General features: G+C 51.6%; 5 protein-coding genes. All 5 read left to right on the forward strand.

Annotated features, from left to right (window positions below):
• The first annotated feature begins 14 nt into the window (after positions 1-14).
• The 5 genes from brxC (at position 15) to brxL (ending at position 13,805) form a co-directional block, all read left to right on the forward strand.
• Entirely contained in the window at positions 15-3,560 is a 3,546-nt protein-coding gene (gene brxC, locus Mal65_RS05525) for a BREX system P-loop protein BrxC (RefSeq protein ID WP_145294603.1), read from the forward strand.
• A 19-nt stretch (positions 3,561-3,579) separates the two neighbouring features.
• Entirely contained in the window at positions 3,580-7,911 is a 4,332-nt protein-coding gene (pglX, locus tag Mal65_RS05530; RefSeq protein WP_145294607.1) for a BREX-1 system adenine-specific DNA-methyltransferase PglX, read from the forward strand.
• A 127-nt stretch (positions 7,912-8,038) separates the two neighbouring features.
• Positions 8,039-9,196, forward strand: a complete 1,158-nt coding sequence (locus tag Mal65_RS05535; RefSeq protein WP_145294610.1) for a Fic family protein — start codon at positions 8,039-8,041, stop codon at positions 9,194-9,196.
• The gene (locus Mal65_RS05540; protein ID WP_145294613.1) at positions 9,196-11,736 is read left to right on the forward strand and encodes a PglZ domain-containing protein; all 2,541 of its coding nucleotides are present in this window, start codon (positions 9,196-9,198) and stop codon (positions 11,734-11,736) included. The genes Mal65_RS05535 and Mal65_RS05540 overlap by 1 nt, the downstream gene beginning before the upstream one ends.
• A 17-nt stretch (positions 11,737-11,753) precedes the next feature.
• Positions 11,754-13,805 (forward strand): protease Lon-related BREX system protein BrxL, encoded by a 2,052-nt coding sequence (brxL, locus tag Mal65_RS05545; protein ID WP_145294615.1) that lies wholly within the window; start codon positions 11,754-11,756, stop codon positions 13,803-13,805.

Raw genomic sequence — 13,805 nt, forward strand, 5'->3', positions numbered from 1 at the left:
TAGGAACGCGATAAATGGCACAGCAATACATCAAAGACATATTCGCAAGGGATATTCACCGCGACATCCGTGAAGTGATCAAAGTGGATCAGACGGATGAAGAGGTGATTCGCAGTGAAATTGGCGAGTACATCGTAACCAGGACGATCCTCAGTAATTTCATCGAGATTCTCGAATCCTACAGTGCCTCGGTCAACAAACCGAGTGACAGGATGGCGATCTGGATTTCCGGTTTCTTTGGCTCCGGTAAATCGAGTTTTGCAAAGTTGCTTGGGCTCGCTATTGCCAACCGACAACTTGGCAGCGACACCACCAGCGATCTACTGGCAACGCACATTGGAGACCCAAAGGTTCAGGTACTGATCAAGACGGTCACAGAGAAAATTCCTACCGAGGCAGTTATCTTCGACGTCGCTACTGAACGCGGTGTCATGCACGGAAATCAGATGCTGACCGAGATCATGTACCGGCAGCTTCTTGAGCACCTTGGCTACGCCTCAGATCTGGATCTGGCAGAACTGGAGATAACGCTTGAAGGTGAGGGGCGTCTGGATGAATTCAAAACGACCTACAAGACGCTCTACCCGAAGAAGGACTGGGATAAAAGCAAGAATCTGATTGCCTTTGCCATGAATGAAGCCAGTCGAGTCATGCATGAGCTGGAACCAGAAACGTATTCCTCGCCTGACTCCTGGATTCGCGGCGCGAAAGAACGGGCAGACATTAGCCCGAATCATCTTGCTGATCGATGCAAGGAATTGACTGCGAGAAGAGGTGAAGGCCGAAATCTTGTCTTTGTAATCGATGAAGTGGGCCAGTTTGTTGCCAGAACCGTCAACAAAATGCTCGATTTGCAGGGCATCGTTCAGGCACTCGGGCGTGTCGGCCAGGGGAAGTTCTGGGTCGTTGTTACTTCGCAGGAGAAGCTAAACGAGCTTGTGGGTGGACTGGATGATTCACGCGTTGAGCTTGCCCGACTCATGGATCGCTTTCCGCTTCAAGTTCATCTTGAACCAAGTGACATTTCTGAAGTCACCAGCAAGCGAGTGCTTGCAAAGAAGGGGGATGCAGAAAAGCAACTGGCAGAAGTGTACGAAGCCAATCGAGGGAGTTTGACAGCAAACACATCGCTTTCAGCCGACATCAAACTGCCGCAAGTTGGGCGCGAAAACTTTATCGACCTCTATCCGATGTTGCCGTATCAGGTTGATTTTGTGATCCACGTCGTTTCTGGTCTTCGCACGCAGGGTGGAGCCAGTCGCCACGTTGGAGGAGCCAACCGTACGGTCATCAAGCTTGCTCAACAGCTACTCGCTCATCCGAAAGTGGGTCTCGGTGAGCAGGAGTTGGGGCAGCTCGTAACTGTTGAACATATCTACGACCTTGTGCGCGATAACATCGACAGCACGATTCGCGAAAAGATTGCCCGACTCCCGGCAGAAGTTGAGCATCCATATGCTCAGAAAGTAGCCAAGTCGATTTGCTTGCTTCAATTCGTAAAGAGTATCCACCGAACTGCGGAAAACATCGCAGCGACGCTTTATCCGAGTATTGGTGGAGATTCAGCTCGGGCAAGTGTTGATCAAGCACTCCAGGCACTGCTTGATGCTCACAAAATTCGGCTTGGCGATGACGGGTACCGAATCCCAACGCCTACAGAAGATGACTGGGAGACTCAACGGGCTGCACTGAAGCCAAAGCGGGCCGACACAAATCAGGTGCTTCGCGAGACGATGGAGAAGCTCTGGCAGCCGCAACCAACTCACACGCTACTTGGAACACGAGTGTTCAAAGGAAGCCTCTTCCTTGATGGGCGTGAGCGAATTAAGGGAGACATCGATTTTCAGGTGCGTCTTGCTGAAGACGACAAAGATGATTACGAGCGACTGAAAGATGAGCTGCGTAAACAGAGTCAGGTTGAACGGGGCACAGTTTTCTGGATCATTCCTGTCAATGAACGCATCGACAAAGAAGTTTCTGAGGTCTTTCGCTCCAAGGAGATGATCACCAAGAAAGAACGTGGTGCCCAAACCGCCGCTGAAACGAGGCTCTTGTCTGAGGAAGGACGAAGGCGCGACAATCATCGAGCTGAAGTCCGACGGTTGCTAGAACGTGCTGCCCTAACTTCCGTGATTTACTTTCAGGGCAATGACCGTAGCCCGGATGAGTCGGACCAGACTGTAATCAAGGCCGCTGAGTCAGTGATGGCGAAAGCCCTGCCTGAGGTATTCGAGCGTTTTTCCGAGGGAGCGGCTCGTGTCTCAAAGAAAGATCTTGAGGCACTGCTCAACAGTGATGACCTGAGAGGTCTGCCATCTGTTTTCAACGATCTACAACTACTCCGCAACGAGAACGGTACCGTGGTTCTTGAGTCTGATTCAGGACCGCTTTCGGAAGTACTGACCTGGATCAACAACAAGAGCGACTACGGCATCAATCCGACCGGAAAAGCGCTCGAAGCTGAGTTTGGCTCTGCACCGTATGGCTGGGACGTTGACGTGGTGAAACTCTTCGCTCTGTCACTACTCCGAGCCGGACAGGTTACTGTCACCAGCCAGGGAGTCACGATTGAATCGGTCGTAGATATTGGCGCTGTGGATGCTTTTACGAACAACACAAAGTTTCGATCCTGTACGTTTCGTCCCAAGAAAGTGCTCGACTTCGGAGAAATTGTTAAGGCTGGAAACGCGTACGAACAAACGTTTGGCGAAAAGATCCCAAGTCTGACTCAGGATGAAGTTGCCAAAGCGATTCGTGAGCAGGCAATTGTGTGTCAGCGCGATCTCAGGGCAGTGCATTCAATGCTTGTTCAGAATCATTTGCCCGGTGGTGATTTGTTGACGTCAGCAATCAGTCAACTCGATCAGATGTCGTCAGCCAATGAAGAAGAGACGATTCTCAGTTTTGCCGGTGGGCACGCTAAGATCAAAGACGCCATCACTCGTGCGGCGGACATTTCCAAGACTGTTGCTAAACCGCAACTTGTGCTTCTAGCAAGAGCAGGAACGGCTCTCAGTTACCATTGGCCGTTCCTTCAGGGCGAGGACTCGACCAGCGAAGAAGATCAACAGCGTGCCGAGGAACTCGCTGATCTGATGTCGCGAGAGACCTTTTATCGTGAGCTGTCGAAGATCGACCAGGCCGCTGGACACATCGTCAAGCAATATGAGACCGCGTTCAAGGCTTCGGTTGCCATGCGATCCGAAGGGTACCTCGCTGCGGTAGACACACTGAAATCAACCCCCGGTTGGGATCAGATTGACGAAGATAGGCAAACCAAGATTGGTGAGCCGCTCACCAGTCGCACATCGACCGACGTATCGGCGACGACTCCTATCCCTCAACTCCGCTCTGATATCGATGCGTGCGATAAACGATTGGCGGACGCAGTTGCAGAAGTCCATCGATTAGTGGAAGGAGATCGTATCGTTCGCGTGAAAGTGGGGAGCCACTTCAGTAATGGCATTGATACCGAGGACCAACTTGACGCAGCACTTGGCTCGCTCCGTGAAGAGTGTGCCCACTACATCGCTAAAAACAAACGCATCTTGATTCAGTAGGGAAGAACAGGACGATTTCATGGATCAGGATACTCGTAACAAGCTGCAACGCGCGACCCAACAGGTCAGGCAGATTCTTGAAGAGGAATTTACCGAACAGTTGGAAGGTGCGTTTGATGTACTTCCCGATGGCAATATTTTGCCTGAGCCAGGCAAGCACCTCGATGCAAGACAGCGACTGACTCGCCGAAAGCTGGTCGAGGCGATTGAACACATTAAGGCGAGTGGCAAGACGGCAAAACAAGCTGTCGACGAGTTCACTCGTGAAGCTGCATTTACATTCCTCAACCGGTTTGTAGCTTTGCGTATGCTTGAAGCTCGCGGGTTCTTACAGGAGTGCGTTTCAAAAGGAGACGATTCGAGTGGTTTTAAAGAGTTCTGTGGGCTTGCGCCCGGTTTGTCAGGCCTGGAGGATGGTGGATATCGTATCTATCTGGAGAGCCTGTTTGATGAGCTGACCGTTGAGGTCAAGGTCCTTTTCGACCGTCGAGACTCAGCCAGTTTACTCTGGCCTCGGAGAGCTGCATTGACCGAAGTGCTGGACATATTGAGAGAGACCGAGCTCGCTGGCATCTGGAGCGAAGATGAAACGATCGGCTGGGTCTACCAATATTTTAATAGCGGCGAAGAACGGAAAAAAATGCGGGAGGAATCCCAGGCTCCCCGCAACAGTCGCGAATTGGCCGTACGTAACCAGTTCTTCACGCCACGGTATGTTGTTGAGTTCTTGACAGACAACACTTTAGGGCGCATCTGGTACGAAATGCGTCGGGGGCAAACGAGGCTCGTGGACGTGTGCCCGTACTTGGTTCGCCGACCCAACGAAGTGTTTCTAGTAGACGGTCAGCAGGCGCATGAAGATGGCAGCGACTCAGAGTTGGAGTCCACCCAGGAAGAGTTGCTCAACAAGACCGTTTACATCCCATATCGTGCAAAGAAAGATCCACGAGACCTGAAGATCCTCGACCCCGCATGTGGAAGCGGTCACTTCCTTCTGTATGCGTTCGATTTACTAATCTCAATTTATGATGAAGCTTGGTATGACGAAGCGAGTCCGAAGTCGGAAATCACGGGGCGGCGGTTGCGAGACGACTACTCTGACTTGGAGCAGCTCCACGCTGCGTTGCCGGGTTTGGTGCTGGGTCACAATCTACATGGGATCGACATAGATCCACGGGCAGCTCAGATTGCAGCATTGGCTCTCTGGATGCGAGGGCAGCGAACATACAAAGACGCCAACGTGCGAACGGGCGCACGACAACTGATCGCAAGATCGAATATTGTGTGTGCTGAGGCGATGCCAGGGGAAGTTGAGCTTTTGAATGAGTTCATCGAAGCACACTTGTCGAGTGATGCTGAAAGCCGGTTTCTTGGGGTTCTGGTCCGAAAAGTTTTCGAGGCAATGAAACTAGTAAGTGACGCAGGTTCATTGTTGAAGATTGAAGATGACATCTCCGAGGAAGTAGCCAAAGCCAAGAAGCAATGGCTGGAACGCCCTGAGTTTAAACAGCAAACGTTGTTCGATGATGAACCACACTTCGTACAGAAAGAACTTGATCTGACTCGCGGAATCACCGACGAGTCTTTTTGGGAAGAAGCGGAGCAACGTATTTATGGTGCGCTCAGCGAGTACGCCGAACGAGCTGAAGGGATCGGTTATCAACGTCGTCTGTTTACTGAGGATGTCGCAACCGGATTTTCATTCATTGACCTGTGCCGAACTCGATATGACGTAATTTTGATGAATCCTCCTTTCGGAGAACCGGCAGAGACAAGCCAGACATATTTGCGTCAGGAATACGAGAAAGACCGAAATGAGATTATGGCTTGCTTCTTGTCTCGAACTACGGAAATGCTGCGTGATGGCGGTCGACTTGGTGCAATTTCTTCGAGAACTGTCTTGTTCAATACTTACTGTGGAGATGCGCGACGACGATGCATGCTAGGCGAATGTCAAACAACTGAACTAATCGATTTGGGTTGGCGAGTTCTTGACGGAGCAGCGGTTGAAGCAGCAGCTTACTGTATCCAAGCACGTCATGCCGTTGGGCAAGCCATTGCGATTCGCGCCCTTCGTGACTTAGACAAAGAGGCGGTCATCCGCCAACGAATCATTAATCTGCGCGACATCAATATTAATGCTGAAGAGACATTTGTTGTAAACATCGACTTGCTTTCACGCCTACCACACCACCCATTTGCATACTGGATGTCTCCGTCGTTTTTGAGAGCATGCACCGCGGAAAAGACGTTCGCGGAGTCTGGCATTCACGCATTGGTTGGCCTAAGTTCTGCCGATAACTTTCGCTACCTTCGATTGCATTGGGAAATTCCAGCCGATGCGTCTACATTCGTGGGTGAAGGCTCCAAATGGGTTCCGATGGCAAAAGGCGGTGAATACAATCCACTGTACGACGATATACATTTGATGCTTAATTGGCATGACAATGGTCGAGAGCTACTCCAATCCTCTGCCGCGACAGTGCGGAATGTCCGGCACTACGGCAAACCTGGTGGCACGTATCCATATCGTACCGGGAGTGGATTCTGCGTGCGAATACTTCCATCTGGTTGTGCGTTTAGTGACGGGGGGCATGGGTTGTTGCCGGATTCGTTTGCCGAGAACGCTTCTGAGGCCCTGTTAAGGCTAATTGCCTATTGCCACACTCGAATCGCTCGTGCAACGCTCGAAATATTTCTAGGCGAAGGTGGTTCGACAAGCGCAGAAGGTGCTGCCCGAAATTATGTTCCGCGAGCAATAGAGCAGCTACCGTCTCCTCCTCATGGAGGAGAGTTTGACGTGAGCGTTGCGGTCAGCTGGCTGGAGTTCATGCGGAGCCCATTCTTGCGCGACGAAACAAGCCGCGAATTTGTCGGCATTCCTGATTACATTCGAATTCACGGTATACGTGAGACGGCGGCGAGAATATCACGAATTGAGGATGGGCTGTCCGTCACGCTTCTAGAACAGGTCGAGAAAGAAGATGCCAGAATAGCCGCCGCTTTTGGCCTATCTGATCACGACATTGCGTTCTTAGACCACGAGTTTGGCCCACACATTACAACTAATGAAGTCGGCGATCCAAGCAGAGAGGACATATGTCGGCTTTACCGTCTAAGTAAAGACGAGCTGACGCGTGCGGCAATGGATGCGGTTGGAGCGACACGATTTACCGCGAAGAAAATGTATATGGTCTCGCGACGGATCGAATTAATATGCCGCACATTGAACATAACACCGCGTCAAGTGCTGAGCGTCTTAGAATCAGAGAATCCAATCAACCATCTCGACTTGACAGATCTCGCTTTCCAAGTCTTGTCTTTCACGTTTGGCTTAGCGATGGGACGTTGGGGAAGCTCTTTTTCGTCATTCGACAATATCCGATGCGACGCGAAGGATAGTTTCGCTCCTTTACCAATTATTCCACCTGCGGCAAACGCAAGAAACCAATCTGTTGCAGGCATATTCGTCGATGATCAGGGACATGAGGACGATGTGGCTCGGGCGATATCGCTTCAGTTTGGTCACATTGCACCTGATAGGTCGGACGCAATTGTTCGCGAAGTAATCGATATCCTCGGAGGTCGAGAAGCGGAACTACGCCCTTGGTTGGCCAAGCAGTTCTTTAGCCTGCACATAACCCACTATTCTAAGAGCCGACGAAAAGCACCAATCTACTGGCAAGTTGCAACGCCTTCAGCGTTCTACTCCGTCTGGCTCTATTACCACCACTTCACGAAGGATACGTTTTTCAAAGTGCTCAATGAGTACGCCAAGCCCAAGGTTGTACATGAGCGGCAAAAGCTTGAACGATTACGTGGTGAAGCAGGCGCCGAGCCAAGTCGCTCTCAGCGCAAGGAAATTGAAGGCCAAGAACAGATTGTCGCCGAATTGGCTTCGATGGCCGAAGAGATCGAGCGAATCGCTCCGCTATGGAATCCCAACCTCAATGACGGTGTGATCATCAACTTCGCCCCGCTCTGGCGGCTTGTCCCGCAGAATAAGCCGTGGCAGAAGGAATGCAAAGCGTGCTGGGGCAAGCTGGTCAAAGGCGAGTACGACTGGGCTCACCTTGCGATGCACCTATGGCCAGAGCGAGTGGTGCCTAAATGCGTCACCGACGCGTGCCTCGCCATCGCACACGGTCTCGAAGAAGTGTTCTGGGAACAGGACGACCGCGAACGATTGCAGCCAAAGCATGAACCGGAAGGCGGCTGGCAAACGGTCATCGAACGACTTGTGAAAGAGCGTACCAGTCCAGCCGTAAAGGCAGCACTCCAGAGTTTGCTGGATGCTCCTGTTCCATCAAACGGGTCCAGCAGAAGCCGGAGGCGACGGGGAAGCTCCTGAGAGAAGTGCCAGGCTTTGAAACAAGACTGGCCGGGGGCTGTCTTTATTTCAAAAAACCTGCAACAATTGAAATAACTGGAACCTGGAGGGCCAGTAGTTAAGTCAACTGAAATAGAGCGTTAGTTCAATGAGAGCAGGCAGATACGTCAAGCAACAGACCGATTACCGGGCATTTATCCCGGCTGATCTGCCTCCCGATCCGCCTGTGACGCTGGACTCGGAGCTGACCCGACTCCTCTCAGATGCTGACCGTGCTCTTGGTCGACTCGACGGTGTGGCTACGGTGCTTCCGAATCCAGACCTGTTCGTTGCCATGTACGTTCGGCAGGAAGCCGTGCTGAGTTCCCAGATTGAGGGCACCCAGAGCACGCTTCAAGACGTTCTGGCATTCGAAGCAGACGCCAATCAAGATTCACGTCCGGGGGATGTCGAAGAAGTCGTCAACTACGTTGCTGCCATGAACCATGGACTGAGGCGACTTCCAGAGCTGCCAGTGAGTCTTCGACTCGTTAAAGAGATCCACGCGCAACTGATGGCCGGGGTTCGCGGAAGCGAACTGCAACCGGGAGAGTTCCGTCGCTCGCAGAACTGGATTGGTGCGCAGGGTTGCACGCTCAAGAATGCTGACTTTGTGCCCCCACCACCGCATGAGATGCTTCAGGCACTTGATAACCTTGAACGTTTCATTCACGAGCGCGACTCGCTGCCGCTTCTCATTCAATGCGGTCTCGTTCACGCCCAGTTTGAAACTATCCATCCATTTCTTGATGGTAACGGTCGAGTCGGAAGACTCCTCATCACGTTCATGTTGTGTGAACGGAAGATTTTGCTTCGCCCTCTGCTCTATCTGAGTTATTACCTGAAGAGCCGCAAGGCCGAGTACTATGACCGCCTCACAGCAGTGCGGGTCAATGGCGACTGGGAAGGATGGCTCAAGTTCTTTCTACGTGGTGTGTACGAAGTGAGTCTTTCGGCTACGGAAACAGCACGTCGAATTCTCGCACTACGTGAGGAACATCGGCAGGTTCTCTCTGAATCATTTGCTTCAGCCAGTAACTCGCTTCGCCTCCATGACAGGATGTTTGAGAAGCCGACGTTCTCAGTGGGCGAAGCCAAGGAAGTTATGGGGTGCGCGTACGGTACTGCAAACACCATTGTTGAAAAGCTAGAGGAACTGGGATTGGTTCGAGAGATTACCGGACAGGAGCGTAACAGGCGTTATCAATACGAGCCGTACGTGCGTCTTTTCGATCCCGACAAGTTAACAATCGAGAGGGAGGATTGATGCACGCACTGCATAAGCATCTATCGCAGACACTGGCAGACAAGCTTGTCAAACGCGGAGTCGTTGTCTGGTACGACGGACGGGGAGAATTCAAGGAATTCGTCGCCGAGTTGACAGGTGAGAATGTCCCGGCAACTTGCCAGGTGGATACGATCGCAATCGATGGCAAAGCCGCGTCACTATGCGTGATGCAGGATTCGTTCTTTGAAGCGAAGTTTGCAGTCGAGAGCATAGTCTCTGGTGATTCTTCAGAGCCACTTTTGCTGTATCTTCCGGAGAAGAAACGAGATGATGATACCGCAGTCTTAATGGAGCTAGAAGCGGGAGGGGAGCGATGGGAGCCCCAGCTAAAGCGTGAGGCTCGAAGGGTGCTCAAGAAACAACTTGGGGACGGGCAAATAGACGGTCTCCTTGCTTCACCCGGTATTGGCTACGCCGACATCGTCGGAATACTTGCCGGTGGGCAGGGACAAGGAACATCAGGTTCTTTGTTGGAGGTCATCTACAATGCCAAAGACAACGCAACCATTCTGGCATCGTGGCTCGCTACCGATGATGAAGACTCCCGAATCACCGAAAAGGGAGCCATTCCAGAGCTTCGCGACCTGCTTTCCTCGCGGCTCGGTCTGGAACTCGAAGACGAATTCGAGCTTGAAGATGCACGACGAAAGGCATGTCGGTATGTACTGCTGGGCGAGTTCCGAAACGATCTGAAATGTGATGCTCCTCCGTCACTAAATCTCGTTGAGCAGCCGACTGGCAAACAACTTGAGTTGGTTCTTGCTGTTGCAGAGGAGTTGCGGGAGACCCACTCTGAATCCTACGTCACAATTGCCGACAGCATTGAGCAGGAATTGCATCTAAAGACTCAGGGAATTGCCCCGGAAACGCTTGGTAAGATTGATACGTTTCGTTTTGAAGAGGAATGCTTGCTTGAATACGTCGGGCAGCAAATCGAGACCGGTAACTTTCAGGCCGCACTTGAGATTGTGGAGCACAGACGGCTCAGTTTCTGGGCACTGAACAGGCTTCAGCGACAGGAACAGTGGCAAGCTTACAGCCTTGCCGCACAGCTTGGCTTAGCTGTCACTGATGTATCAGCTCAACTGCCCGACGCAAAGAAAACAGCAGTCCACTGGGTTGAGGGCTATTCTGCCGAAAAAGGATGGTATCGAGTCGACCTGCTACACAGACGGTTGGAATCGGCGCTTTCTGCGATGACAGATACAATCGTATCCGAGAAAGTCATTCACCGCGTCCGCAAAGACTACGAAAAGCTTCTCAATCGCATGACCGGCGGCTTTATCGCTGCTTTCAAAGACTCCGACTGGTCACTCCCTGGAGTCATGCACCAGACAGAAGTCTACAGCCGGGAAGTGCAAACGACCGGGGAGCCGGTGTGCTTCATTCTGGTCGATGCTCTCCGCTACGAAATGGGCGTTGAATTAAAAGGGCTGTTGGAAGTTGCGGAACAGCTGAGTCTCGAACCTGCTATTGCAGCGATCCCTACGATTACGCCAATCGGAATGGCTGCATTGATGCCGGGAGCAGATGAATCCTTTTCCGTTGTTGAAAGCGGAAAGGATCTCGGAGCGAAGATTGAGAACTCAGTATCTGGATCACTAAACGATCGCAGAAAGGTCTGGAAGGGGCGCGTTCCAGATGTTGTGGATCTTGAGCTGGATAAGGTCTTGAGTCATTCGCCTTCACAGCTGAAAAAACGAATTGCAGCTGCTCCACTGGTGGTTGTTCGAAGCATTGAAATTGATGCGATGGGTGAGGGAGGCAACACCTTTCTCGCACGTCAGGTGATGGATACGGCAATAAACAACGTTGCACGAGCTATCAAGCGACTTTCTTTAATGGGTATTTCAAAGTTCGTGGTCGCAGCGGACCACGGACACCTGTTCATCCACGAGCGTGATGAGTCTGAGAGAATTGATAAGCCTGGCGGTGAGCAGGTTTCGTTGCATCGTAGATGCTGGGCCGGAAGAGGAGGAGCGACAGCTCCTGGAACTGTTCGCGTGTCTGCCGAGCAACTTGGATACGACTCAGATCTAGACTTCGTGTTCCCTGCCAGTAACTCTGTGTTTAAGGCAGGTGGTGACCTTGCGTATTATCACGGCGGATTGAGTCTCCAGGAGTTGCTGATACCTGTACTCTCGATACGGATGCCTTCTGTAGCAAAAGAAGCCACGTCCGACATTGACATTACGCTGTCGAAGATTCCCGAGAAGATTGCAAACAGAATCGTCACTTTCGGGATCAGTGCAGGAAACTCCCTGTTCTCTCAAGACGATTTCAGTGTTCGCCCTGTATTGCTCAGTGCCGGGCAACACGTTGGGCACGTCGGAATGGTTCTCGATGCAGAACATGAGCAGCTAACGCATTGTGTGCGAATGAAGCCAGGTACGAAATGCACGGTTGGCGTTCAGCTACTTAACGACAGCGTGACCAGTGTCGAGATAGTGGTCCTTGACCCTGAGACCGACCGGATACTGGCAAAATCAAACAAGATCCCGGTGAAGCTTGGGATTTGATCGAATAGGAAGAACTTATGACTGAAGAAGCAACACAAACCGGGCAGGACGCACTTGATCAAAAGCTCACCAGAGCTTTTGACGGCAAAGTTGTTCGCAAGGATCTTGTTCGCAAAGTGAAAGTCGGCGCAAACGTTCCTGTGTTCGTGCTGGAATTCCTCCTTGGGAAGTACTGCGCCTCCTCAGACGAGATGGCGATTCAGATGGGTCTCAAGGTAGTGAACGACACGCTCTCTGAGAATTACATCAGGCCAGATGAGTTCATGAAGGCGCAGTCAAAAGTTGAACAGCTTCAGGGCGACACCCACACCTTTATCGACAAGGTGAAAGTCCGTCTTGCAGATTCCGAGTACTGGGCAGAGCTTGTGAACTTTAACCACAAGTTCGTCCACGTTTCGCCAAAATACGTTCGTGACTACGACAGGCTTCTGACGGGTGGCGTCTGGGCTCAGGTCGACATGAAGTTTGAGTACGACGAAGAGACAAAGGGAAAGAATCCATTCTGGATCACAAAACTTCAGCCAATTCAGATCGCCTCTTTCAACGTTGAAGAGTACCAGGCGGGACGCGCTGAATTCACATCCGATGAGTGGATCGATGTCATTATTCGCACGATGGGCTACGAACCAGACGTTATGGATAAGCGGCTCAAAATGCTCTTCCTCGTTCGGCTGATTCCACTCACCGAGCGAAACTTCAATCTGGTTGAGCTTGGTCCTCGTGGTACCGGAAAGAGTTATGCCGTTCAGGAGCTTTCTCCTTACGGAGCGCTGCTGACAGGACCAACGACTGTGGCGAACATGTTTGGCCACATGTCAGGCAAGCAGAAAGGGATGGTGACAATCTGGGACGTGGTGGCGTTTGATGAAGTGGCAGACCTTCAAAAGATGCCCAAAGAAGTCATCACAACGATGAAGACGTACTGTGAGTCAGGAACGTTTCAGCGAGGGAAGGAATCTGACACGGGCGATGCAAGTATCGCAATGTTCGGGAACACCAATCAGCCAATCGACGTGATGGTCCAGCAGGGGCATCTGTTTGCACCAATGCCAGACGTCATCCGGGATGATATGGCGTTTATTGATCGCTTGCACTTTTACCTTCCGGGCTGGGAAGTGCCAAAAATGCGCCCCGATCTGTTCACGAGCCACTATGGCTTCGTTGTCGATTATTTTGCGGAAGCCCTGAGGGCACTTCGCAAGCACAATTTCACCGAAATGCTCGACCGGCATTTTCACCTTGGAAGTCATCTAAACACACGAGATCAGAAAGCTGTCCGAAAGACAGTCTCTGGATTGATGAAGATCATTTATCCGCACGGCAAGGTCTCCAAAGACGAGCTTGGTGAACTTGTTGAGTTTGCAATAGAGGGACGTCGACGCGTCAAAGAGCAACTCAAGAAAATGGGATCATTCGAGTACTACCAAACATCATTCAGCTACAGCGACAAGGAACTGGGCGAGGAGCGATTTGTCGGCGTGCCCGAGCAGGGTGGAAAGGATCTGGTAGCTGCCGATCCACTGGCTCCCGGCTCTGTATACACGGGAGCGATTGGCCCAGATGGCACAGTCGGTCTTTATCGACTTGAAGTCACGATTACTTCCGGTACTGGCAAATTGAAAGTTGCTGGAGGCGTTCGGGGCACAATGAAGGAGTCCATCAGCCGAGCATTTAGCTATTTCCTTTCGAAGAAAGTTGAATTCGGGATGGGACGAGAAATTGACACATCCGATTTCCACGTCGAGTCAATCGACCTTCTAAATAACGGTGTCGAAGCAGAGGTTGGCGTTGCTTTCTTCGTCGCAGCCTTCTCAGCAATTCGCCATTCTCCCGTCACAGCTGCAACGTTGATTCTCGGTGACATGAGCATTCAAGGAAACATCAAAGAAGTCCGATCGCTCACTGAGCCATTACAGCTAGCACGCGACAATGGAGTCAAACGCGCCTTGGTTCCAATTGAGAACAAGCGACAATTCCTTGAAGTCAGTGGTGACATCATGGAGCATGTTGACCCGGTGTTTTATGGAGATCCGAAGGCAGCTGCCTTCAAAGCGTTGGGGATGAACTAG

Origin of the sequence: Crateriforma conspicua, assembly GCF_007752935.1 — a bacterium.
Lineage (GTDB): Bacteria > Planctomycetota > Planctomycetia > Pirellulales > Pirellulaceae > Crateriforma > Crateriforma conspicua.